Annotated in this window: 22 protein-coding genes; 10 read left to right on the forward strand and 12 right to left on the reverse strand. The window is 52.4% G+C overall.

Annotation, left to right across the window (positions count from 1 at the left end; genetic code table 11):
* Positions 1 to 2 precede the first annotated feature (2 nt).
* The 4 genes from hybO to yghX form a co-directional block, all read right to left on the reverse strand.
* Positions 3 to 1,121 carry a hydrogenase 2 small subunit gene (hybO, locus tag OGY33_RS13955; RefSeq protein ID WP_003024486.1) on the reverse strand — a complete coding sequence of 373 codons (1,119 nt, stop codon included), beginning with the start codon at positions 1,119 to 1,121 and terminating at the stop codon, positions 3 to 5.
* Positions 1,122 to 1,309: 188 nt separating this feature from the next.
* Positions 1,310 to 1,597, reverse strand: a complete 288-nt coding sequence (locus OGY33_RS13960) for a DUF2623 family protein (protein ID WP_048215543.1) — start codon at positions 1,595 to 1,597, stop codon at positions 1,310 to 1,312.
* 84 nt (positions 1,598 to 1,681) lie between these two features.
* The gene (locus OGY33_RS13965; protein WP_048215542.1) at positions 1,682 to 3,322 is read right to left on the reverse strand and encodes a methyl-accepting chemotaxis protein; all 1,641 of its coding nucleotides are present in this window, start codon (positions 3,320 to 3,322) and stop codon (positions 1,682 to 1,684) included.
* Positions 3,323 to 3,537: 215 nt separating this feature from the next.
* On the reverse strand, positions 3,538 to 4,425 hold the full coding sequence (gene yghX, locus OGY33_RS13970; protein ID WP_191238999.1) for a YghX family hydrolase: 888 nt from the start codon (positions 4,423 to 4,425) through the stop codon (positions 3,538 to 3,540).
* A 155-nt stretch (positions 4,426 to 4,580) separates the two neighbouring features.
* Here yghX and OGY33_RS13975 point away from each other — a divergent pair, with 155 nt between their 5' ends.
* Complete coding sequence (locus OGY33_RS13975) at positions 4,581 to 5,621, forward strand: aldo/keto reductase (protein WP_048215540.1); 1,041 nt, start codon at positions 4,581 to 4,583, stop codon at positions 5,619 to 5,621.
* 68 nt (positions 5,622 to 5,689) lie between these two features.
* Here the strand turns inward: OGY33_RS13975 and OGY33_RS13980 are convergent, their stop codons facing one another.
* Positions 5,690 to 6,193 carry an ESA_00282 family adhesion-associated protein gene (locus tag OGY33_RS13980; protein WP_008785809.1) on the reverse strand — a complete coding sequence of 168 codons (504 nt, stop codon included), beginning with the start codon at positions 6,191 to 6,193 and terminating at the stop codon, positions 5,690 to 5,692.
* A gap of 104 nt (positions 6,194 to 6,297) precedes the next feature.
* Here OGY33_RS13980 and OGY33_RS13985 point away from each other — a divergent pair, with 104 nt between their 5' ends.
* Together OGY33_RS13985 and OGY33_RS13990 are read left to right on the forward strand one after the other, a co-directional pair.
* Positions 6,298 to 6,702, forward strand: a complete 405-nt coding sequence (locus tag OGY33_RS13985; RefSeq protein WP_048215539.1) for a hypothetical protein — start codon at positions 6,298 to 6,300, stop codon at positions 6,700 to 6,702.
* 1 nt (position 6,703) lies between these two features.
* On the forward strand, positions 6,704 to 7,111 hold the full coding sequence (locus OGY33_RS13990) for a hypothetical protein (RefSeq protein WP_008785811.1): 408 nt from the start codon (positions 6,704 to 6,706) through the stop codon (positions 7,109 to 7,111).
* 77 nt (positions 7,112 to 7,188) lie between these two features.
* Here the strand turns inward: OGY33_RS13990 and exbD are convergent, their stop codons facing one another.
* Together exbD and exbB are read right to left on the reverse strand one after the other, a co-directional pair.
* On the reverse strand, positions 7,189 to 7,614 hold the full coding sequence (gene exbD, locus OGY33_RS13995) for a TonB system transport protein ExbD (protein WP_008785812.1): 426 nt from the start codon (positions 7,612 to 7,614) through the stop codon (positions 7,189 to 7,191).
* Between the two features lie 6 nt (positions 7,615 to 7,620).
* Complete coding sequence (exbB, locus tag OGY33_RS14000; protein WP_003024507.1) at positions 7,621 to 8,355, reverse strand: tol-pal system-associated acyl-CoA thioesterase; 735 nt, start codon at positions 8,353 to 8,355, stop codon at positions 7,621 to 7,623.
* A gap of 250 nt (positions 8,356 to 8,605) precedes the next feature.
* Here exbB and metC point away from each other — a divergent pair, with 250 nt between their 5' ends.
* Together metC and yghB are read left to right on the forward strand one after the other, a co-directional pair.
* A complete protein-coding gene (gene metC, locus OGY33_RS14005) occupies positions 8,606 to 9,793 on the forward strand; it encodes a cystathionine beta-lyase (protein ID WP_149608030.1) in 1,188 nt (395 codons plus the stop codon).
* Positions 9,794 to 9,924: 131 nt separating this feature from the next.
* Positions 9,925 to 10,584, forward strand: coding sequence for a DedA family general envelope maintenance protein YghB (gene yghB, locus OGY33_RS14010; RefSeq protein WP_003024510.1), 660 nt, complete (start codon positions 9,925 to 9,927; stop codon positions 10,582 to 10,584).
* A 93-nt stretch (positions 10,585 to 10,677) separates the two neighbouring features.
* Here the strand turns inward: yghB and OGY33_RS14015 are convergent, their stop codons facing one another.
* Positions 10,678 to 11,577 (reverse strand): AraC family transcriptional regulator, encoded by a 900-nt coding sequence (locus tag OGY33_RS14015; RefSeq protein ID WP_136392350.1) that lies wholly within the window; start codon positions 11,575 to 11,577, stop codon positions 10,678 to 10,680.
* A 194-nt stretch (positions 11,578 to 11,771) separates the two neighbouring features.
* On the opposite strand from OGY33_RS14015, the gene yqhD reads away from it, so the two are divergent.
* The 4 genes from yqhD to OGY33_RS14035 all read left to right on the forward strand — a co-directional run bounded on the left by yqhD (position 11,772) and on the right by OGY33_RS14035 (position 16,142).
* Positions 11,772 to 12,947, forward strand: coding sequence for an alcohol dehydrogenase (yqhD, locus tag OGY33_RS14020; RefSeq protein ID WP_286571857.1), 1,176 nt, complete (start codon positions 11,772 to 11,774; stop codon positions 12,945 to 12,947).
* 224 nt (positions 12,948 to 13,171) lie between these two features.
* Positions 13,172 to 13,999, forward strand: a complete 828-nt coding sequence (dkgA, locus tag OGY33_RS14025; RefSeq protein WP_032945014.1) for a 2,5-didehydrogluconate reductase DkgA — start codon at positions 13,172 to 13,174, stop codon at positions 13,997 to 13,999.
* 188 nt (positions 14,000 to 14,187) lie between these two features.
* Positions 14,188 to 15,642 carry a DASS family sodium-coupled anion symporter gene (locus tag OGY33_RS14030; protein ID WP_003828381.1) on the forward strand — a complete coding sequence of 485 codons (1,455 nt, stop codon included), beginning with the start codon at positions 14,188 to 14,190 and terminating at the stop codon, positions 15,640 to 15,642.
* Positions 15,643 to 15,686: 44 nt separating this feature from the next.
* The gene (locus OGY33_RS14035) at positions 15,687 to 16,142 is read left to right on the forward strand and encodes an HIT family protein (protein ID WP_008785817.1); all 456 of its coding nucleotides are present in this window, start codon (positions 15,687 to 15,689) and stop codon (positions 16,140 to 16,142) included.
* A gap of 103 nt (positions 16,143 to 16,245) precedes the next feature.
* Here the strand turns inward: OGY33_RS14035 and OGY33_RS14040 are convergent, their stop codons facing one another.
* Positions 16,246 to 18,417, reverse strand: a complete 2,172-nt coding sequence (locus tag OGY33_RS14040; RefSeq protein ID WP_003024532.1) for a YgiQ family radical SAM protein — start codon at positions 18,415 to 18,417, stop codon at positions 16,246 to 16,248.
* 199 nt (positions 18,418 to 18,616) lie between these two features.
* Here OGY33_RS14040 and OGY33_RS14045 point away from each other — a divergent pair, with 199 nt between their 5' ends.
* Positions 18,617 to 20,092, forward strand: coding sequence for a TrkH family potassium uptake protein (locus OGY33_RS14045; RefSeq protein ID WP_020996330.1), 1,476 nt, complete (start codon positions 18,617 to 18,619; stop codon positions 20,090 to 20,092).
* A gap of 16 nt (positions 20,093 to 20,108) precedes the next feature.
* Here OGY33_RS14045 and ftsP read toward each other — a convergent pair whose 3' ends face one another.
* From ftsP to parC, 3 genes are all read right to left on the reverse strand, one after another.
* Positions 20,109 to 21,521, reverse strand: a complete 1,413-nt coding sequence (ftsP, locus tag OGY33_RS14050) for a cell division protein FtsP (protein WP_032945022.1) — start codon at positions 21,519 to 21,521, stop codon at positions 20,109 to 20,111.
* A 71-nt stretch (positions 21,522 to 21,592) separates the two neighbouring features.
* A complete protein-coding gene (gene plsC, locus OGY33_RS14055) occupies positions 21,593 to 22,330 on the reverse strand; it encodes a 1-acylglycerol-3-phosphate O-acyltransferase (RefSeq protein ID WP_003024540.1) in 738 nt (245 codons plus the stop codon).
* Positions 22,331 to 22,525: 195 nt separating this feature from the next.
* A complete protein-coding gene (gene parC / locus OGY33_RS14060; protein ID WP_003828391.1) occupies positions 22,526 to 24,784 on the reverse strand; it encodes a DNA topoisomerase IV subunit A in 2,259 nt (752 codons plus the stop codon).
* Positions 24,785 to 24,837 lie beyond the last annotated feature (53 nt).

The following is a 24,837-nucleotide window of genomic DNA, read 5'->3' on the forward strand; positions in this document are numbered from 1 at the left end:
GGTTATTCTCCCCGTGAGTCAGCGTTATCTTTCTTCTGCTGACGCCCCAGTTCACGAACCGCCATCACGCTGACACCGGCAACCAGTCCTACTACGCCACCCAGCAGTCCAATCGCTCCGGCAGAAACATTGCCGCCTTCTTTCATGTTGACATCAGGTTTCTCGGAACGCGGCGTTTGGTTTTCCACGTGAGCAAGCTGGTGAATACCTTTATGGAAGCCGACGCCTTCTTCGTTACAGCCGTAGCAAGGGTGACCAATAGCCACCGGCCACACGCCGCCCACATCGCAGAATTGCAGCGTTGAGCAGTTGCCGTAGGTTTCTGGTCCTTTACAGCCCAGATGGTAGAGGCACCAACCTTCACGGTGGCCTTCATCGCCAAACTCTTTAGCAAAGCGACCAGCATCGAAGTGCGGGCGGCGTTCGCAGTGTTCGTGAATCAAACGGCCATAGGCGAATGTCGGACGGTTTTTGGTATCCAGCTTCGGCGGCTTACCATAAGTGATGATATGCGCGACCGTTGCGAGGAAGTTATGCGGGTTCGGCGGACAGCCGGGGATGTTGATGATGGTTTTGCCTGGCAGAACTTCTTGCAGGCCGACGGCACCCGTTGGGTTAACGCCAGCGGCAGCAACACCACCCCACGCGGCGCAAGAGCCGATGGCAATGATAGCGGCTGCGCCTTCTGCGGCCCGGCGGATGTGATCCACGATCGGCTCACCGGCAACCATGCAGTAAATACCATTATCTTTCAGTGGGATAGAACCATCTACTACCAGAACATATTGCCCTTTATACTTCTCCAGAGCGTTATGTTTGTTCTCTTCGACCTGATGGCCGAAGGCGGCAGAGAGCACCTCATGGTATTCCAGAGAGATTGTCTCCAGAACGAGGTTTTCCACTGTAGGGTGTGTCGCGCGAAGCAGCGATTCAGTACAACCCGTACACTCCTGAGCTCCAATCCAGATAACCGGTGGGCGCTGAGGACGAGAAACTGATTCGGCCATTTCTGCGGCGGCTTTGCTACTGAGCCCCATGGTAGCGGCCAGTGCTGCACAAAGCTTCATGAAATCACGGCGATTAATGCCGCTCGAATTGATGAGAGAGTTATCTCCAGTCATTTTATAGTTATTCCGTTGCGAAGACCTGGCTTTTATTTTGCACCATTCGCATGTTGCATATTGCGATCGGCGCGCCATTACCACACTTTTTATATGGTTATGTGCATTATAATACTTCGGCGGAGCAACAAAACGAAGGCGTAGGTCAATAGTGTAATTAATTAAAGCAAGATAATACCCCTTTCGGATCAAGCTTCGAGTCGATAGCCGGCCATGAAAAACCGAATTGTTGTACTGGACTGGTTCTCTTTAAAGAAATCCATCACCATCTCTTTATCCAGCCCATAACGGCGCGTCAGGATCCCCGCTTCCCACGCGCTGAGCTGTCGATCGCCCGTTTTTTCAAACATTCGATGTGAAAATCCCAGCACAAAACCACGCTTATAATCCGCACAAAAATTCGCCACTGAGCGTGCACTGTTCGCACTTGAGGCGTTTAATCCGGCCATCAGACCTTTACCAAAATGGTTGTCCATGCATAACCTCCAATCGCTATATAATAAATTATATAGCGATTTTTTAAGCAAAGACCAGAGGTATCACGAACTTTTTATAACGGCTTAAAAGGACACCCACTCATCCGTTTTAGCGGCCGCAGACGTTTTGCTGTCTGCTGAAGAGGAAGCGGTTTGACTGGCTGCGTATTGCACATCATTAGCGGAAAGGCGGAACTGTTGCACCGAGCGTTGCAGCTCCTCTGTTTGTCGTTCCAACGCCACTGCCGCGGCGGAAACTTGTTCTACCAATGCAGCGTTCTGTTGCGTTACGCTGTCCATCTGCGTGATCGCCACGCTCACCTGCGAGATACCCTTATTCTGTTCTTCCGAGGCAGAGGCAATTTGCTTCATGATGACAGTCACTTCGGTGGCGCCGCGCAGAATCGCCTCCATGGTTAATCCTGTTTCTTTAACCAGACGAGCGCCCTGATCAACACGACGCGATGACTCGCCAATCAGCGTCTCAATCTCTTTCGCCGCCCCGGCGCTGCGACTGGCAAGGTTGCGTACTTCACCGGCGACGACGGCAAAACCGCGCCCCTGCTCGCCTGCCCTGGCTGCTTCAACCGCCGCGTTCAGCGCCAGAATGTTGGTCTGGAAAGCAATGCTATTAATAACTGACGTGATTTCCGCGATCTGTTTAGAGCTGGCGGCAATGCCGTCCATCGTCTCTACCACTTCCGAAACCAGCGTGCTCCCTTTGCCTGCCGTTTCTGTGGCCGTATCGGCAAGTTGGCTGGCTTCACGCGCATTTTCTGCGTTCAGTTTTACCGTTGCGGTCAGTTGCTCCATGCTGGCAGCGGTCTCTTCCAGTGCCGCAGCCTGCTCTTCAGTACGTGAGGAGAGATCGTTGTTCCCGGTGGAAATTTCCGTCGCCCCTCGCCAGATGTTGTCACTACCTGAACGGATGGTACTGACGGCTTCACGCAGGCTATCCTGCATCGCGCACAATAACGGCACCAGTTGACCCACACAGTTACGACCAAAATCTTCGATGGGATGGCTGAGATCGCCCTGCGCAATCTGCTGGAACTGTTGGCGAATACGTCCCAGCGGTTTCACCATCATGGAAACAAGGTAGCGGTCGGTAAAGAAAAGGAGGGCAATCCCAAGAATAACGGCGGTGATAATTAGCGTCCGGATGATAGAGGTTTTGCCATCGACCATCACGCGGGTGGTATCGAGTCGCTCACCTGCCGTGGCGTTAAAACGCTCGGCACTGGCGCCAAATTCACGGCTCAACGCGGGTGTAATAGTGCTGGCATGCTCCGCAAAGGCCGTAAGCGTGCCCTGCTGCGCCAGCTGCATTTGCGGGATCACGCCGTTGTCCAGCAGCGCCTGCCACTTCGTCAGTACTGCGTTAGCGACGTCAGGGTCCATAGGGCCCGGAGATAATGTTTTCATCTCCTGGAGTTTTTTGCTCATATTCTCCAGGGACTGTTGCGCTGGCGCAAAATCAGGCGTTCCGCCACTCATTTTGACATCCATGGCGCGACTTAAGCGCGTTACGAAGCGAAAGTACTGATCGTTGCCCTGACTGAGAACCGTCATCTGATGGACAAGATGACGGTCAATATCATTGCCTTCAGATATTTTTGATAACGAATGAAGACTGAATAAACCCACGCCCGACCAGAGCAGGCAAAAAAGTCCCAGTATTGCCAACATGACAATACGAATAGTGAAGTTTTTCAGCAAACGCATAATAATTTCCTTGCCGTTGATGAGGAATTCGCCATCAGGCGATACTTATCCTTGTTATCGGCAGGCAGTAGAGAAGATATAATGCGTTCTTTATTTTTTTACTTTCTTAAGTACATCCTCTATCTCTTCACACTATATCAATATGAATGCTAATGAAATTAGGTAGCATTATTATTCAGATGATTAGTTATAAGCATTAAATAATCTATTGTTTTCTATCGCAAATATTTGTTAAACCACGCAAGAGTACGTTCCCAGGCTAAATCAGCGGCAGCTTTATCATAACGGGGGGTCGAATCGTTGTGAAAGCCATGATTAACGCCGGGATAGATATAGGCTTCATAGACTTTCTTATTGGCCTTAAGCGCCGCTTCATAGGCAGGCCATCCCTCATTAATACGTGTGTCTAATTGCGCATAGTGCAGTAATAAAGGCGCGTTTATTTTAGGGACATCTGATGCAGGAACCTGCCGCCCATAAAAAGGCACCGCGCAGGCCAGTTCAGGGAAAGCCACAGCAGCGGCATTCGACACACCACCACCGTAGCAAAATCCGGTGATACCTACCTTTCCCGTCGTCCCTGAATAATGTTGCATAAATTCAATGGCGGCAAAAAAATCATTCATCAACTTTACGGGATCAACCTGCTGCTGCAATTCCCGACCTTTATCATCATTGCCAGGATATCCCCCTACCGAACTTAATCCATCCGGCGCAAGTGCCATAAAGCCCGCCTTCGCCACCCGTCTCGCCACATCTTCAATATACGGATTCAGCCCACGATTCTCATGCACTACCACCATCGCCGGAACTTTCCCTGTCACCTTCGCAGGTTTAACTAAATACCCCCGCACATCACCATGCCCTTCAGGCGAAGGATAGGTAATATATTCCGCCAGAATATCGGGATCGGTAAATTCTACCTGCGTTGCGAGGGCATAGTTGGGTTTCAATAAATTGAATAAGGCCAACGCCGTCATGCCACCCACTGCATATTTCGCTGCCAGATTGAGAAACTCGCGTTTCGTTATTTTGCCATGCGCGTAATAGTCATAGTAGTCGAGCAGCTCTTGCGGAAAGTCTTTGGCAGTCAAACGCGGCATCGTCGCACTCCTGATTGATGTTTTTTTAAGCAAAGCACAGTGACCTGTTTTTGCCCAGTTTTTCATCTCAGTGTGACCTGGTGAACGGGATATTCACCGTGAACCCGCTAGAATAGAAACGTTGTTTCGAAATTCACCTGCACTAAGGAGATCTCATGGCCTGGTTTGCCAATCCTGAACGTTACGAGCAGATGCTCTATCGCTACTGTGGGCGCAGCGGTTTGCGTTTACCCGCGCTATCGCTGGGTTTATGGCACAGTTTTGGGAACGTTCAGGCGCTGGATTCACAGCGCGCCCTGTTGCGTAAAGCATTTGATTTAGGCATCACGCATTTTGATTTAGCCAATAACTATGGGCCGCCACCGGGCAGCGCAGAAGAGAATTTTGGCCGATTGCTGCGCGAGGATTTTGCACACTATCGCGATGAACTGATTATCTCCACCAAGGCAGGCTATGACATGTGGCCTGGGCCATACGGTTCTGGCGGTTCGCGCAAATACCTGCTCGCCAGCCTCGACCAGAGTCTGAAACGCATGGGTCTCGACTATGTCGATATCTTCTACTCTCACCGCGTTGACGAAAATACGCCAATGGAAGAGACCGCCTCGGCGCTGGCCCACGCCGTGCAAAGCGGTAAAGCGCTGTATGTCGGCATCTCATCCTATTCTCCGGAACGTACGCAGAAAATGGCCGAGCTGATGCGGGAATGGAAAATTCCATTGCTGATCCATCAGCCGTCTTACAACCTGCTTAACCGCTGGGTAGACAGCAGCGGCCTGCTGGATACGCTGGAATCCAACGGCATGGGCTGCATCGCATTTACGCCGCTGGCTCAGGGACTGCTGACGGGGAAATACCTCAACGGTATTCCGGAAGGTTCACGCATGCAGCGTGAAGGGAAAAAGGTTCGTGGGTTAACGGAAAACATGCTGACGGAAGAAAACCTTACCAGCCTGCGTTTGCTTAATGAGATGGCGCAACAGCGTGGACAGTCGATGGCACAAATGGCCTTAAGCTGGCTGCTAAAAGACAACAGGGTAACGTCGGTATTGATTGGCGCCAGTCGACCGGAGCAACTGGAAGAAAACGTTCAGGCGCTGGCGAATCTGACGTTCAGCGCCGAAGAACTGGCGCAGATCGATAAGCACGTCGCGGACGGTAAGCTGAACCTGTGGCAGGCCTCATCTGACAAATAACCGTAGGTAACACCGTGCCGGGTAGCAACGTTGTTCTTCCCGGCACGTAATACGGGCCAGCCAGTCCCTCACACCTCTTCTGCTTTGATTTCTGGGCGCTGATATTCCGGCCACACCAGCGCGACAAGTGCAGGGTAGGCTTCCAGGCTGAACTCCCTGAAGCACTGACGTAAGTTAAGCACGTCCAGATCGGCATGCGGGACTTTCTCGCCACTCAGACAGCGTTTTTTAATATTGTCGTAATATTTATACACTGCAGAGTTGAGATCGCTGCAACGCCGCTGTGCATCAAATAGCCCTGGCGTCTCATTCAGCTCCACCATTGTCATCCGTTTGATCGTCGAGTGGATAAAATCGATATATTCGTGATTGACGCGCCAATACCAAACCGGAGTAATCGAATTCATCAGTACCGAGAAATGATCTTCACCCTCTTCTTTACTCAGTATTTCCGGCTGGTTTTCAGCGTATCCATTTTCTGCATTACGGTTTTTATTTGCACTGCGCATCAACAAAAGTACCCCGCAGGTCAGCAATAGCAGGGTAATAACAGAATAAAATATACTGTTCATATACTGGCTCCATTTTTTTTGATTTTAAAATTACGCCATGCTATTGTCAACGCGGCATGGTTTATTTAAAACAACATATCATTGGCATCAAAGGATATTTCAACATGCTTCCCGAGCATCTTGTTCCCTCGTGTTTTCACTTATCCAACTCACCTGACAATACCACCTCCACAGATAATAGTGAAAATTTGACTCAGGGGAAGATAACATTAAGCGATTACGAATCCGATATTTTGATTAGCTCAACCGCTACCGGTCAGTCACGAAATATGCTATTTGAAGAGTGCGACCGCCATTTAAAAGAGCGTCTATTTCGTGCAGCAAAAATTGAGTCATTCTCTCGTCTACTCAATTCACTACAGGCAGAAGGCGACATTAATGCACAAGAATTAAGTAAAATTTTGACTCAAAAAACAGCCATCATAAATGAACAGGGCAACAAAATTTGGCTTAATTTAATTACCCGTGAAACCAGCGACCCTATTTTTTATTCTCTGGAAGAGAAATAAAATGAAAGATGTTGAGGATAATAATGTTTATTTGGCTTTAGATAACCATAAAAGCGATGAGTTTGTCTTAAAGCAAAATTTAGCCGTGTTGATTGCCAATAAAAACGCGACACTGGAAAGCGTTGCTCAGGAGATAGTCTCTATTCCCGCTGCACTGGTGCGGATGAAATGGCAAAATCGCCGTGAAATTTACTCGCTACAGGCTAAAGAAGAGATCTACGGTGCCGCGATCGAAGCCATTATGGAGCAGCAACCAGAACTGCGGGACAAAATCATGGCCCGACTGGAAAGCACCTACCAGCATATACTCGCGCGGGAAACGGCCACCTTACGCCTGACGCGAAAGCTGTCTGAAGGGAACTACGAACCCACCAGGATAACCACGGTCGCGTTAGATGAGAACAGATAAGAACAAGTGTGCAAGGGAGTTGAATCAGGAGAGACACGCCGGGTAAGGCGGCAACCATTACCCGGCAATGATGAGGATTACTTCGCTTTCACAGTCTCTTCGCCAACCAGACCAATCTTCAGGAAGCCCGCCTGATGCAGCGTATCCATCACCTTCATCATGGTCTCATAATCAACGGTTTTATCTGCCCGGAAGAAAATCGTGGTGTCTTTCTTCCCGTCAGTTAACGCATTTAGCTCGTTAATCATGGTTTCATCCGTCACCTGATTGTTGCCAATAAACATACTCTTATCGGCTTTAACTGACAGGTAAACCGGTTTTTCCGGACGCGGCTGCGGCGTGCTGGTGGAGGCAGGGAGATTCACCTTCACATCTACGGTTGCCAACGGCGCGGCAACCATAAAGATGATCAATAAAACCAACATAACGTCGATAAACGGCGTCACGTTGATTTCATGCATTTCACCGTTGTCGTCCAGGTTTTCATTAAAGCTCATTGCCATGGAACATTATCCTACACGTAATTTCTGCGCTGCACGTACCGGATGCGCGGATGCGCTTGCATTCAGGTCCAGATCGCGACTTTGCAGCAACAGCACCTGTGCCGCGACGTCACCCAGCATCGCTTTATAGCTGCCAATCTGACGTGCGAAAATGTTGTAGATAACAACCGCTGGAATTGCTGCAACCAGACCAATTGCGGTCGCTAACAGCGCTTCTGCGATACCCGGCGCAACAACGGCCAGGTTGGTCGTTTGAGTTTGTGCAATCCCGATGAAGCTATTCATGATGCCCCATACGGTACCGAACAGACCGACGAATGGAGAGATAGCCCCGATGGTGGCCAGGTATCCGTTACCGCGGCCCATATGACGACCTACCGCCGCCACACGACGCTCCAGACGGAAGCCGGTACGCTCTTTAATGCCTTCGTTATCGTCGCTGCCTTCTGACAGTTCCAGCTCGTTCTGCGCTTCATTAATCAACTGTGCGCCCAGGCTTTTGCCATCGAATCCTGCGGCAATTTCACTTGCCTGATCTAAAGAGCGGGCTTCCGCCAGCAGTTGCTGTTCACGCTTAAGGCGGCGTTTCTGAGTAAAGAACTCAAGGCTCTTACTAAAGAAGATAGCCCAGGTGACCACTGACGCCAAAATCAGCCCAATCATCACGCACTTAACCACGATATCGGCGTGCTGATACATACCCCAGACGGAAAGATCCGTCTGCATCAAATTATTACCCACTCTGTATCTCCAGGACGCAAATCACAAAATCTGAGCGTAATCATATCAAAACGACGTCGAATTGATAGTCGTTCTCATTACTATTTACATATTGCCGCACCTTTGGTTTCTTTTCCTTGCGCTTACGCAGTAAAAAAGTCACCAGAAGCATTTTGAGATTATTTTCTACTGTATGACCGTTCTGCAGGATGCGTCATCTTTGATTCATGGTAGTTTAGACATCCAGACGTATAAAAACAGGTAAGACAACATGGCAGATAAGCAACTTGAAACCAAACTCGTTCACGCAGGACGCAGTAAAAAGTACACGCTGGGCTCGGTAAATAGCGTGATCCAGCGCGCTTCTTCGCTGGTTTTTGACACCGTAGAGGCCAAAAAACAGGCCACGCACAACCGGGCGAACGGTGCGCTTTTCTATGGGCGTCGCGGAACCCTGACGCATTTCTCTCTGCAGGAAGCGATGTGCGAACTGGAAGGCGGCGCGGGTTGCGCGCTGTTCCCCTGCGGTGCGGCGGCCGTTGCCAACACCATCCTTGCCTTTGTGGAGCAAGGGGATCATGTGCTGATGACCAATACCGCCTATGAACCCAGTCAGGATTTCTGCACCAAAATTCTCGGTAAGCTCGGCGTGTCCACCGGCTGGTTCGATCCGCTGGTTGGCGCCAATATCGTTAAGCACATACAGCCGAACACGAAAGTCGTATTTCTGGAATCTCCCGGTTCTGTCACTATGGAAGTGCATGATGTTCCCGCTATTGTTGCCGCCGTCAGAAGCGTCGCGCCGGATGCAATCATCATGATTGATAACACCTGGGCTGCCGGGGTGCTGTTCAAAGCGTTGGATTTTGGCATCGATATCTCTATTCAGGCAGGCACCAAATATCTGATTGGTCATTCTGACGGCATGGTCGGCACGGCGGTATCTAATGCCCGCTGCTGGGATCAACTGCGCGAAAATGCCTATCTGATGGGGCAAATGCTGGACGCCGATACCGCCTATATGACCAGCCGTGGACTGCGTACGCTGAGCGTTCGCCTGCGTCAGCACCATGAAAGCAGCTTAAAGGTCGCCGAGTGGCTGGCCAGCCATCCGCAGGTCGCCCGCGTGAACCACCCGGCACTGCCCGGCAGTAAAGGGCATGAATTCTGGAAGCGTGATTTTACCGGTAGTAGCGGCCTGTTCTCCTTTGTATTGAACAAGAAGCTCAATAATGAGGAGCTTGCTGCGTATCTGGATCACTTCAGCCTGTTCAGCATGGCCTACTCCTGGGGCGGTTTTGAGTCGCTGATTCTCGCCAACCAGCCGGAACACATTGCGGCAATCCGTCCGCAAGGCGAGGTGGATTTCAGCGGAACGCTCATCCGTTTACATATCGGTTTAGAGAATGTTGACGATCTGATTGCCGATTTGGCCGCAGGATTTGCCCGAATCGAGTAAAATTGCCACAGATGGACATATAAGCAGACACTTCTGGTGGAAAAGTCTGCAATTGTTGCGTCCGGGATCAAGGCATCCCGGGCAATTCAGGAGTACAATCCACACATAAACGCTGTTCCACAGGAAAGTCCATGGTAGTCATTCAAGATATTGTCTCCGCGCTCTGGCAACACGATTTTGCCGCACTGGCGGATCCGCACGTTGTGAGCGTGGTGTACTTCGTCATGTTCGCCACGCTGTTTTTAGAAAATGGCCTGCTGCCCGCCTCCTTTTTACCCGGAGACAGCCTGTTATTACTGGCAGGAGCGCTGATCGCTCAGGACGTGATGAGTTTTTTACCTACCATAGCTATTCTGACGGCCGCAGCCAGTCTGGGCTGCTGGCTGAGTTATATTCAGGGACGCTGGCTAGGCAACACGCGCACGGTGAAAGGCTGGTTGGCGCAATTACCGGAAAAATACCATCAGCGCGCGACCTGCATGTTTGACCAACACGGTCTGATGGCGCTGCTGGCAGGGCGTTTCCTGGCGTTTGTTCGCACCTTACTGCCAACGATGGCGGGCATTTCAGGGCTTCCTAACCGTCGGTTCCAGTTTTTTAACTGGCTGAGTGGCCTGCTGTGGGTCACCGTCGTCACCAGTTTCGGCTATGCGCTGAGCATGATCCCGTTCGTTAAACGCCATGAAGATCAGGTGATGACCTTTCTAATGATCCTGCCGATTGCCCTGTTAACCGCAGGATTGTTGGGAACATTGTTCGTGGTGATTAAAAAAAAATACTGTAGCGCCTGAGTATTATCCGTAGCCGGGGTAATTCCCGGCATTATGCCTGATGGCGCGCGGCTTTAAGGCCTACGGTATACCTGTCAGGCCTACTACAAGAAATCAACTCCCCTGCATCATACGAATTCTTGCCGCATCTTCCCCCGGCGTTACGCCAAAGAAACGTTTGAACTCCCGACTGAATTGCGATGCGCTCTCATAGCCGACGCGCATGGCAGCCGCACTGGCCTTCATTCCATCGTGAATCATCATCATCCGTGCTTTATGCAGGCGATAGCTCTTAAGATATTGCAGCGGCGACGTGCTGGTCACCGCTTTAAAATTATGATGAAACGCCGACACGCTCATGTTCGCCTCTGCCGCCAGCTGTTCTACATTGAGGTTTTCAGTGTATTTGGTTTCAATCCGCTTCAGTACCCGGCTTATCAAACTGAAATGCGTCTGGCGACTGACCAGAGCAAGTAACGCGCCGCCGCGCGGTCCGGTCAGCACATGGTAGAGGATCTCGCGAATAATCTGTTTCCCCAGAATACGCGCATCCAGCGGTCGCTCCATCACATCCAGCAGGCGCTCAGCAGCGCAGAGAATTTCGTCAGAGAGCGTTGCAGAGTTAATCCCGCTGGCCGCCATGGCGGGCTGGAACAGCTCGTCTTCCCCAATGTCCATCAGCAGCTCCTGCAATTGCAGGATATCGACATTCAGATAAATACCGGCCAGAGGAACCTCCGGCGTCGCATAGGTTTCACATTCAAAGGGTAAAGGTACGGTTAGCAGCAGGTATTCGTTGGCGTCATAGCGAAATACGCGCTCATTGATGTAACCAATTTTATGTCCCGAAAAGAGAAATATGATGCCTGGCTGATACATGACCGGTGTACGCGCCGCCGGCTCCGTACCGTGTAGCAGGCGGACATCTGGCAGCAGTTCGTTAAGTCTATTTTCATTGTTTTTCAGCTGCTTAATTTTATCTGTCAGCAGAAGACAGATCTCATCACGGTTCATGGGACACCATTTCATCATCGGTTTTCGACCCTGACATAATGCGCAGATTTATCCGTTTTCTCCAGCAGTCTGTAGAAATGGGCAAGACATCGGCAGAAATGAGCATTGAGAGCAGCGCGGCGGGCGACCACAATGTTCATCATCCGGCAGACACTCACCTGCCCTCTTTTATTACCCACCAAAGGGAACGAGCAATGAACAACTTTAATCTCCATACCCCAACACGTATTTTGTTTGGTAAAGGCGCGATTGCTGAGCTGCGCGATCAAATTCCTCAGGACGCTCGCGTACTGGTTACCTATGGCGGCGGCAGCGTGAAAAAAACTGGCGTCCTGGCGCAGGTTCAGGACGCGCTGAAAGGCCTGGATGTGCTGGAGTTTGGCGGTATCGAGCCAAACCCGTCTTATGAAACGCTGATGGACGCGGTAAAAATCGTGCGTGATGAGAACGTGACGTTTCTGCTGGCGGTAGGTGGCGGTTCAGTGCTGGACGGCACCAAATTCATCGCGGCAGCGGCACAGTACGCTGATGGCATCGATCCATGGCGCATTCTGGAAACCCACGGCAACGACGTAACAAGCGCCATCCCGATGGGCTCCGTATTAACCCTGCCTGCAACCGGCTCTGAATCTAACTCCGGCGCGGTAATTTCGCGTAAAACCACCGGCGATAAACTGGCCTTTATGACCCCGTTTGTGCAGCCAGTATTTGCCGTTCTGGATCCGGTTTACACCTACACCCTGCCGCCGCGTCAGGTTGCAAACGGCGTTGTGGATGCCTTCGTGGATGCCTTCGTGCATACCGTGGAACAGTATGTGACTTATCCGGTAGACGGGAAAATTCAGGATCGCTTTGCCGAAGGCATTCTGCTCACGCTGGTAGAAGAAGGTCCGAAAGCCTTGCAGGAGCCGGAAAACTACAACGTGCGTGCGAACGTCATGTGGGCGGCAACCCAGGCGCTGAACGGCCTGATTGGCGCAGGCGTACCGCAGGACTGGGCAACGCATATGCTGGGCCATGAACTGACCGCAATGCACGGTCTGGATCATGCTCAAACGCTGGCCATCGTTCTGCCAGCGCTGTGGAATGAAAAACGTGATACCAAGCGTGCCAAACTGCTGCAATACGCAGAGCGTATCTGGAATATCACCGAAGGTTCCGACGACCAGCGCATCGACGCCGCCATTGCCGCTACCCGCGCTTTCTTCGAACAAATGGGCGTACCCACTCGCCTGTCTGACTATGGCCTGGACGGTAGCTCCATCCCGGCATTGCTGGAAAAACTGGAAGCACACGGCGGTACGCAACTGGGCGAACATCAGGACATTACGCTTGAAGTCAGCCGTCGGATTTACGAAGCTGCCCGCTAAGGTTTTTTAACCTCCGCCTTTCGTTTTTGGGTATTTATACCAGGCTTAAGTCACACCTAACTCACCGGGGGCTGCCCCGGTGAACTCAATTTACACCCAATCATTCATGATGCATCGAGGCGGCAATTAAGTGAATCCCCGGGAGCGTACATAAGTACGTGACCGGGGTAAACGCAAGCAGCCAACAAAGAGGCAGCCTGAAGGATTAAGTGTGGGGGGGAATTATGACCAGTCCAACCATTATCAAGCTACAGGATGGTAACGTCATGCCACAACTGGGCCTGGGGGTCTGGAAGGCAAGCAACGAAGAAGTCATCACCGCCATTCATAAAGCGCTGGAAGTGGGCTATCGCTCAATTGATACCGCTGCGGCGTACAAAAACGAAGAAGGTGTCGGCAAAGCAATACGCGATGCTGGTGTACCACGGGACGAGTTATTCATCACCACCAAGCTGTGGAATGATGACCAAAAACGCCCCCGGGAAGCCTTGCTCGAAAGCATGGAAAAACTCCAGCTTGATTACCTCGATCTATACCTGATGCACTGGCCGGTTCCGGCGATCGACCACTACGTTGAAGCGTGGGAAAACATGATCGACCTGCAAAAAGAAGGGCTGATTAAGAGCATCGGCGTGTGCAACTTTCAGATCAATCATCTCCAGCGGTTGATGGATGAAACCGGCGTACCTCCGGTGATTAACCAGATCGAACTTCATCCGCTTATGCAACAGCGCCAACTGCACGCCTGGAACGCAACGCATAAAATCCAGACCGAATCCTGGAGCCCGCTGGCGCAGGGCGGCAAAGACGTCTTTGATCAAAAGATCATCCGTGACCTCGCTGAGAAATATGGCAAATCACCGGCGCAGATTGTCATCCGCTGGCACCTGGATAGCGGGCTGGTGGTGATTCCAAAATCGGTCACCCCTGCGCGTATCGCAGAAAACTTTAACGTCTGGGACTTCCGCCTGGATAAAGACGAATTAGGCGAAATCGCGAAACTCGATCAGGGCAAACGTCTGGGGCCAGACCCGGATCAGTTCGGCGGTTAACCCCTTCCCTCCAGCCCGACACTCTCGTCGGGCCTTTACTGATTTGAAATATCAGGAAACAATTCACACACATATATTGATGTATTTCTTGCAGTCGCTGGAGCAGCATTACGCAACATAACCTGTTAATTATTAAATAAATATATTTATTTGATGAATACATTCACCATATCCATAGGTGCGTAAACGTGACTGAGAAAAAAAGTAGCGGAGTCAAATGGCTCCCATTAATTCTTATAATATTCATTTCTGCCGGACTGTGGCAGCTTACTCCACCTTCCGGGTTAAGTGCGCCAGCCTGGCATTCAGCAATTATTTTCGTCGCGACTATTGCCTCTATCGTGGCAAAAGTTTTACCCATCGGCGCGGTCGGCATTATTGGGATTACGGTTTTTGCACTCGCCTATGCTGCCGGGGATAAAACCGCCAGCGGCGCTATCACCACGGCACTGAGTGAGCTGAACAGTTCACTTATCTGGCTTATTGTCGTGGCTTTTATGATTGCCCGCGGGTTTATCAAAACAGGCCTCGGACGACGCATTGCGCTGCAGATGATCCGTCTGCTCGGCAAGCGCACGCTGGGACTCGCCTATGGTCTGGCTTTTGCCGATCTGATCCTCTCCCCGGCAATGCCGAGTAATACAGCACGCTGCGGCGGCGTCATCTATCCGATTGCTGACTCTCTGGCACGCAGTTTCCATTCGAACCCGGAAGATGAGTCCCGCAGTAAAATCGGTACCTTTCTTATCACCTGTATTGGCAACGTCAACGACGTCACCGCCGCGCTCTTTATGACCGGCTATACCGGCAACCTGTTGGCGGTGAAACTGGCGGCCAATGCGGGCGTCACGCTGACCTGGGGCGGCTGGTTTATGGCGGCTCTGCTGCCATGCCTTGTGTCATTACTGCTGGTTCCACTGCTGGTCTACTGGATCGTGCGCCCGGAAATTAAACACACGCCGGACGCCCCTAACCTGGCGCGCAAAGAGCTGGCGGAAATGGGCAGTATGTCTCGCGGCGAATGGCTGATGCTGGCTACCGTCGGCGTACTGCTGGTGCTGTGGATTTTTGGCGATACGTTAGGCGTCGACGCCACCACTGCCTCGTTCGTGGGACTGTCCATTTTATTGCTAAGCGGCGTTCTGAGCTGGGAAGATGTGAAGAGCGAGAAAGGCGCATGGGACACACTGATTTGGTTTGCCGCGCTGTTGATGATGGCGAACCAACTGAAAAAACTGGGCTTCACCACCTGGTTTGGCAATCTGATCGGCGATAGCCTGAGCAGTACTATGCACGGTACCAGTTGGGTGATCGTCCTGCTGCTGCTGAACGCTGCCTACTTCTATACCCACTACTTTTTTGCCAGCGGTAATGCACAGATTGCCGCGCTGTACGCCGTTTTCCTTGGTGTCGGCCTGCATCTGAATATTCCCGCAGCCCCCACGGCATTAATGCTGGCCTTCACCAGCAGTTTGTACTGCTCGCTCACCCAGTACACCCACGCTCGCGGTCCAATCCTGTTTGGTGCCGGGTACGTTCCAACAGGCGTCTGGTGGCGTACAGGATTTATCATCAGCTTGTTTAACCAGGCGGTGTTTATCACCGTGGGTCTGATGTGGTGGAAGGTGTTGGGTCTGTACTAAACTGACTGCGTCCTGACGAATCACCTTACCTGCGGAGAAAAGGAATGACCTGTATTTTCTGTCAAATAGTTGAAGGTAAAGCACCCTGCCATAAGGTCTGGGAAGACGAGCATCATCTGGCTTTTCTGTCGATTTTCCCGAACACCGACGGTTTCACCGTGGTGATCCCGAAAAAGCATTATCCCAGCTATGCCTTCGATATGCCGCCGCAGGCACTGGCTGATCTGATGCTGGCGACCCAAAAAGTGGCTAAGAAACTGGATAAAGCTTTCCCGGATGTCAGTCGTACGGGGATGTTCTTCGAAGGTTTCGGCGTAGACCATGTGCACAGCAAATTAAGCCCCATGCACGGTACTGGCGATCTAACCCACTGGAAACCGATTGAAGCGCGGCAGAACAAATTTTTCGAGCAGTATGAAGGATATCTTTCGTCACACGATCATGAACGAGCGGATGATGCAAAACTGGCCGCATTAGCGGCCAGAATTCGTGAAGCATAAATACTGAGTCTCTCTGCCGGATGGCGGTTCAAGCACCTTATCCGGCCTACAAAATCGTGCTATTCGTAGGCCTGATAAGCGTTTCACCACCGGGCAAGGCAGATTAGCGCCCTGCCACTTTCCCGCGTTTTTTGTTTGCGGCAGGCGTCTGGCGCTGATGCGCCACCGGTGTGTGCTTGGTCAATGCCGGGCGAGTATGACGGTTTTGGCGACGCGCTTCGCGCATCTCTTCCAGCGTAGGCGCCGGGACCAGACATTCGCGACGACCGCCGATCAGATGCTTTTTACCCATATCTTCCAGCGCCTGGCGGATTAACGGCCAGTTGGCTGGATCGTGGTAACGCAGCAGGGCTTTATGCAAACGACGCTGCTTATCACCTTTCGGCACCACCACGTCTTCACTCTTATAACCAATTTTACCCAGCGGGTTTTTCCCGGTGTAATACATGGTTGTGGAGTTCGCCAACGGCGATGGATAGAAGTTCTGCACCTGATCCAGACGGAAACGACGTTGCTTCAACCACAACGCCAGATTCACCATATCTTCGTCACGCGTACCCGGGTGCGCGGAAATAAAGTACGGGATCAGGTATTGCTCTTTACCCGCTTGCTTAGAGTAGGTATCGAACAATTCCTTAAAGCGATCGTAGCTGCCCATCCCCGGCTTCATCATCTTCGACAGCGGGCCTTCTTCGGTATGCTCTGGCGCAATCTTCAGGTAGCCGCCAACGTGGTGGGTCGCCAGCTCTTTGATATAACGCGGGTCTTCAACCGCGATGTCGTAACGCACGCCCGAAGCGATGAGGATCTTTTTAATGCCTTTCAAATCACGCGCACGACGATAAAGGTTAATCGTCGGTTCGTGGTTGGTGTCCATATGCGGACAGATATCCGGGTAAACGCATGACAGACGACGGCAAGTTTGCTCCGCGCGCGGTGACTTACAGCGCAGCATATACATGTTCGCCGTTGGGCCGCCGAGGTCGGAAATCACGCCGGTAAAACCTGGAACGGTGTCGCGAATGGCTTCGATTTCATTGATGATCGAGTCTTCAGAGCGGCTCTGGATGATGCGGCCTTCGTGCTCGGTGATCGAACAGAACGAACAGCCGCCAAAGCAGCCACGCATAATGTTGATCGAGAAACGGATCATCTCATAGGCCGGAATGCGGCTGTCGCCATACGCCGGATGCGGCACGCGTTTGTACGGCAGCGCAAAAACGCTATCCATCTCTTCGGTAGAGAGCGGAATGGCTGGCGGGTTGATCCAGATGTAGCGATCGCCGTGCTTTTGCATCAGCGCACGCGCACAGCCTGGGTTGGTTTCGTGGTGCAGGATACGCGACGCATGCGCATACAGCACTTTATCGCCCTTCACTTTTTCGAAGGACGGCAGCAGCACGTAGGTTTTTTCCCACGGTTTCGGGCGCGGCGGCTGTACGGTTACCGCTTTCGCTTCCTGCTTTTTCGGTGCGACCGGCTTGTTGTCAGCACACGGCAGATCTTCACCATACGGATGCGGGATCGGGTCAATCTTACCCGGCGTGTCGAGGCGCGTGGAATCCACCCCACTCCAGCCCGGCAGCGCTTCTTTAACCATAATCGCAGTGTTACGCACGTCGCGGATCTGATCGATGGTTTCGCCCATCGCCAGACGATGCGCCACTTCCACCAGCGGACGTTCGCCGTTGCCGAACATCAGCATGTCGGCTTTGGAATCCACCAGAACAGAGCGACGAACGGTATCGGACCAGTAGTCATAGTGCGCGGTACGGCGCAGGCTGGCCTCAATACCGCCGAGAATAACCGGCACATCTTTCCATGCTTCTTTACAGCGCTGGGTATAGACCAGCGTGGCGCGGTCCGGACGTTTGCCCGCAACGTTGTCCGGTGTGTAGGCATCGTCATGGCGCAGTCGGCGATCGGCGGTGTAACGGTTGATCATCGAGTCCATGTTGCCTGCGGTCACACCAAAGAACAGGTTCGGTTTACCCAAACGCATAAAATCGTCTTTGTTGTTCCACTCCGGCTGGGCGATAATCCCTACGCGAAAGCCTTGTGCTTCCAGCATACGTCCGCAAATTGCCATGCCAAAGCTGGGATGATCGACGTATGCATCGCCGGTAACCAGAATGATGTCGCAGCTATCCCAGCCAAGTTGGTCCATTTCGTCGCGTGACATCGGCAAAAACGGTGCCGGGCCAAAACAGGCAGCCCAGTACTGCGGCCAGGAGAAAAGGTCTCTGTCCGGCTGGATCAGGGATATTGCGCTCATAATGCTTCCAAAAATGGTAAAAAAATAATCAAAGGCCGAGGATTATACGCTGTATGTCGGCAAGAAATGAAGTGGAGTCTGAACCAGACCAGTAGAAAGTTATATAAATTGTTAAATTTTACGACGATCATTTTTATCAATCATAATTAAGACCATGCCGGCCAGCTGAGATAACTCTTTTTCGGCGGGGGATTTTTCATTGCGACTCAACGATTCACTGCATATTTCCCAGTTACGGGTTGTTGTTCACCTGTGCGGATTTCTGGTTCTTCTCTACAGCTTTTCTATGCTGCCACCGATGCTCATCGCTTTGTTAAACAAAGAGCGGAGCTTGTTCGCCTTTTTCAGCACGTTTATGACTTTCTTCACCCTCGGCGGCGGGGCGTGGTTGGCAACCAAACATGCGGGGATTCAACTGCGCACCCGGGATGGTTTCGTCATTATCGTCCTGTTCTGGCTGTTGTTTTCGTTTATCAGCGCGATGCCGATGTGGATGGACGATGGCTTAAACCTCTCTTTTGCGGATGCCCTGTTTGAAGGAGTTTCTGGGATTACCACTACAGGCGCAACGGTGATTGATGACGTCAGCGCCTTGCCGAAGTCGTATCTGTACTATCGGGCTCAGCTCAATTTTATTGGCGGTCTGGGTGTTATCGTCCTCGCCGTGGCGGTATTGCCGCTGCTGGGTATTGGTGGCATGAAGCTGTATCAGTCTGAAATGCCGGGCCCTTTTAAAGAAGAACGCCTCACGCCAAGACTTGCTGATACTGCACGCACGCTGTGGATGACCTATGTCATTCTGGGTCTTATTTGTACTCTGGCCTACTGGGCTGCCGGGATGTCGTTTTTCGACGCCTTATGCCACGGGCTGTCGACGGTCTCTCTCGGCGGATTTTCCACTCGCAGCGAGAGCATCGGCTTTTATAACAGCCATGCCATTGAGCTTGTCGCCGGGATATTTTCACTGCTGTCTGCGTTTAACTTCACCCTCTGGTACGTTGCTATCGTGAAACGTACCTTCAAACCCTTTCGTCGCAATGCCGAATTGCGTTTCTTTTTGCTTATCGCTCTGGTTGTCACTCTGATCGCCACCTGGCAAGTTTGGCGGGCAGGCATGTACGGATTAACGGACAGCCTGGTGCATGCTTTTTTTCTGGCCAGTTCGATGCTGACAGATAATGGCCTGTCGACGGCGGATTACGCGCAGTGGCCTTCGCACACGATCTTCATGCTGCTCAGCGCCAGTTTCTTCGGCGGTTGTGTGGGTTCGACCTGCGGGGGGATTAAGGTGCTACGCTTTTTGATTATGTTCAAGCAGTGCCGTCAGGAGTTACACCAGCTCGCGCATCCCCGTGCCCTGCTTAACATCAAAGTGGGCAATAGCGTGGTAAGCGATCGGGTGGTGCGTTCGGTATGGAGCTTTTTCTTTCTCTACGTTTTGTTCACCAGCTTTTTTATCTGGGCGCTCAATCTGATGGGCTACGATCTCTTCTCCTCTTTCGCCACCGTCGCCGCCTGCATCAACAATATGGGGCTGGGATTTGGCGTCACCGCCACGACATTTGGCACCTTAAACGAGGAAGCAAAGCTACTGATGTGCGCGGCCATGATCATGGGGCGTCTGGAGATTTACCCCATTCTGATCCTGTTCTCGCGCATGTTCTGGCGGGCGTAACGAATACCCCGGCGCATTACGGCGCCGGGTTCACCAACATCTGTCCGATTGAGCCACGATCCGCCATTTCCAGCGTCTGGCTATTAAAGTAGAACGGGAAATGGGCCCAGGAAGGCTGTCCGTAATAAACCAGTAATTCAACCTGGCCATCAACCCAGACAGTATCTTTCCAGCCTCTGTCTTCCGGGAACGGCATCGCGCCATTCACATTACGGATCAGGAACGAAACACCTTCAATATGGAAGGACTGGGGCATATCCGCCCGCACCGTCCAGCGCTCCCAGGAGCCCTGCTGGGCAGTAATATCCATACGATTGACGTCCCACAGCTGACCGTTGATGCCAGGATCGTCGTCCAGGCTGATATCACGGCTGCGAATCGGCGAACCGCTGAGGATTTCCGTTGGCAGCAGGCGCATTGGCAGGCTATCGGTCACCAGCGGCAGAAGGCCCGTTGGACGCAGAGTCAGCACCAGCGTGGAGATGAGAATACTGGAAGGCTCAAAGAACCCGCGGATCCTGTCGACAATACTGGCCGCTTCACCACAGGTGATAGAGACCTCATTACCATTCGTCATATCCACCAGGATCTCACGACGCTCGCCCGGAGCCAACGAGAGCTGCTTCACCGAAACAGGCGCAGGTAAAAAACCCTGATCGCTGGAAATCACATGCAGCGGACGGCCATCGCTCATTTGCAGCTGGTAACGACGCGAGTTTGACGCGTTCAGCAAACGCAAGCGCACCCAGCCGCGGGAGACTTCGACATACGGGCTTTGCGCCCCGTTGACCAGTAACGTATCGCCAACAAAACCACCGCTACCGGGCTCGCTGTATTCCGGCGTGCCAAAGTTGTCCAGGCGCTTGTCCTGGATAATGATCGGAAAATCATCCACGCCATAGTGGTTTGGAATAGACAGTGACTTACTCACTTCATCTTCAACCAGCCACATCCCGGCAAGACCGTTGTAAACCTGCTGGGCGGTACGATTTGGCGTATTGGCGTGATACCACAACGTGGCGGCATTCTGGCGAATCGGTAGCACTGGCGCCCAGTCCGCATTAGGAGACATCATACGCGCCGGGCCGCCCATCAGCGGGCCTGGTACCTGCAACCCGGCGACGGTCATCGAGACATTTTCAGTCAGACGGTTGCTGTAGATAAGCTTGACGTCATCCCCTTTCCAGACACGGATTGTCGGTCCCAGATAGCGGCCGTTAATTCCCCATACAGGTGCGCGCGTGCCTTGTGTAAAGGACCAGTGCGCACGTTGCAGCGTCATAAATAGCGGCTGCCCCCGGCGGGATTCCAGCAGCGGAGGCACGGGTAAGGGTTGTTGCTGACCGGCAGCATTAGCCTTCAGCGGAACAGCACCTGCACACAGTGCGATCCCCGATGCCTGAATGAACTGACGCCGACTGAATGACATATAAACTCCATAAAAAACTGGCTATTAACACGCAGGAAGTCATTTCCTGTAAAAAACCCGAATTGCGCGGATTAAACCTTACCGGCGGCTTCCCGCTCAGCAACTTCTTTATCGAGTTCTGCGATTTTTTGTTCCATCAGCGTGCGGCAATGCGCTGCCAGTTCACGAACCTGATCTTTCCCAAAGTGGCTAATATCCACCGGTGGCAACATCTCGACAATTGCCAGACCATTATTGAGTCGATTGAGTTTTATTTTGTTCGAGGTTGTGGAAACGCACACCGGAATGACCGGGACACCAGCAGCAATCGCTGCATGGAACGCGCCGGTTTTAAACGGCAGCAGACCGCGACCGCGGCTACGCGTCCCTTCAGGGAACATCCAGATAGAAATGCGACGTTTTTTGAAATGATTCACCACGGCAGCAATGGTGCTGTGCGCTTTAGCGCGGTTGTTTCTGTCAATCAACAGGTTACCGGTTAACCAGTACAGCTGCCCGAAGAAAGGGATCCACAGCAGGCTTTTTTTACCTACCGTCACCGTCGGCGGCTGAACGATATTCGCAGCGGTAACCATGTCATAGTTGTTCTGATGGTTACAAATATAGATAGCATTACCATAGTTCTGCGCGTCTGCCGGCATGCGGCACTCGACCTTCAGGCCATAAAGGGGAGCCAGGCGGCCAAACATATGGCCGAACGTTGCAACGTGTTTTGGATTTCGTGGGCTGAACAGACAGTATATGCAACCGAAAATACAGACCAGAACGCAGTAAATAACAGTAATAATTAAACGAAAAATATATAGCATAACAACCTCTAAGGCCTAAGAGCCTGGCATTTTACGTCACCTGATTCATCACGCGGTATCAGGTTAGGGCTTTGTTAAGGGCGGCTCTCTGGAAAAGCGTATTGTTAATCGCAACGCACGAATAAACAACGGTTTCACGGGAATTTTTAACGTTGGCTCTCCCTGGGCTTTAACAGGGAGAGCCGGACGGTAGCGTTATTCTTCGCTGTCGCCGTGACTGGCGCGTCGAGGCGAGTCAATCTCAATGCTGTCGATACGCTGCAGACCACGCATTAGCGTGCCGCGACGGCCGCGCTCTCCGGTCACTTTCTGCAACTCTTCAGGACGCAGTTTGATTTTGCGCTTACCGACGTGGATGGTCAGCGTGCTCTGCGGCGGCAGCACGTAAAGTTGCGCCAGGCCATCCTCGCCTTTCGCCGCTTCCGCTGAAGGGATATTAATGATCTTGTTCCCTTTGCCTTTCGACAACTGCGGTAAATCGCTCACCGGGAACATCAACATGCGGCCAGCCTGAGTAATAGCCAGTAGCATGTCGGTTTCATCTTCAATCACCACCGGCTGCATCACGCGCGCATTTTCTGGCAGCGTAATCAACGCCTTACCCGCACGGTTACGTGCGACCAGGTCATTGAAGGTACAGACAAAACCGTAGCCCGCATCGGAGGCCATCAGCAGTTTCTGATCGTCGCCTTCCATCAGCATGTGCTCAACCGTCGCGCCTGGCGGCAGCGTGAGCTTCCCGGTCAGCGGTTCACCCTGACCGCGCGCCGACGGCAGCGTAATCGGGTCGATGGCATAGCTGCGACCGGTCGAGTCCACGAACACCACCGGCTGGTTGCTCTTACCCTTCACTGCCGACTTAAAGCTGTCGCCCGCTTTATAGCTTAATCCTGGCGCATCGATGTCATGGCCTTTCGCGCTACGCACCCAGCCACTCTGGGACAACACAATGGTCACCGGCTCAGATGGCAGCATGTCGTGCTCGCTCATCGCCTTCGCTTCTTCGCGCTCCTGCAACGGAGAACGACGATCGTCGCCATAGGCGTCTGCATCGGCCTGCAGCTCTTTCTTCAGCAGGTTACTCATTTTACGTTCGGAAGCCAGAATGGCCTGCAACTGATCGCGCTCTTTCGCCAGCTCATCCTGCTCACCGCGGATTTTCATTTCTTCGAGTTTGGCAAGGTGGCGCAATTTCAGCTCAAGGATGGCTTCAGCCTGGGTTTCAGAAATGCCAAACCGCGACATCAGCTCAGGCTTAGGTTCATCTTCATGACGAATAATTTCGATGACTTCGTCAATGTTGAGGAACGCCACCAGCAAACCTTCAAGGATGTGCAGGCGCTTGAGCACTTTTTCCAGACGATAATTCAGGCGGCGACGCACGGTATCGCGGCGGAACGCCAGCCATTCGGTGAGGATCTCCAGCAGGTTTTTCACCGCCGGACGACCATCAAGACCGATCATGTTCAGGTTGATACGGTAGCTTTTTTCGAGATCGGTAGTGGCAAACAGGTGGTTCATCACCTGCTCCATATCCACACGATTAGAGCGCGGGACAATCACCAGACGGGTCGGGTTTTCGTGATCCGATTCGTCGCGCAGGTCGTCTACCATCGGCAGCTTTTTATTGCGCATTTGAGCAGCGATCTGCTCCAGCACTTTTGCCCCGGAAACCTGATGCGGCAGCGCGGAAATCACCACCGCGCCGTCTTCTTTCGTCCATACCGCACGCATACGTACGGAGCCGCGTCCGTTCTCGTAAATCTTACGAATTTCCGCGCGCGAAGTAATGATCTCCGCTTCGGTCGGGTAATCCGGCCCTTGCACGATATCCAGCAACTGATCCAGCGTCGTTTTCGGCTGCTCAATCAGGGTAATCGCTGCTTTTGCCACTTCACGCAGATTATGTGGCGGAATGTCCGTTGCCATACCAACGGCAATACCGGTCGTGCCGTTCAGCAGAATATTTGGTAGACGAGCAGGCAGCATCTTCGGCTCCTGCATGGTGCCGTCGAAGTTTGGCACCCAGTCCGACGTTCCCTGACCGAGTTCACCCAGCAGGACTTCCGCATATTTAGACAGGCGTGATTCGGTATAACGCATCGCCGCGAAGGATTTCGGGTCGTCCGGTGCCCCCCAGTTCCCCTGCCCGTCAACCAGCGGGTAACGGTAAGAGAACGGCTGCGCCATCAGCACCATCGCTTCATAGCAGGCGCTGTCGCCGTGCGGATGGTATTTACCCAGCACGTCACCGACGGTACGGGCGGATTTTTTAAATTTGGCGCTGGCATTCAGCCCCAGTTCGGACATCGCGTATACGATGCGACGCTGAACGGGTTTCAAACCATCGCCAATAAACGGCAACGCCCTGTCCATGATGACGTACATGGAATAGTTCAGATAGGCGTTTTCCGTGAATTCATGCAGCGCCAGGCGCTCTGCCATATCGCTCATTAATCGTGGTTCCTCAACTTTGTACCCCTCTATTGAAGGGCAATATTGCCGCA

The sequence above is a fragment of the Citrobacter sp. Cpo032 genome (assembly GCF_030332975.1).
Classification (GTDB): Bacteria; Pseudomonadota; Gammaproteobacteria; order Enterobacterales; family Enterobacteriaceae; genus Citrobacter; species Citrobacter portucalensis.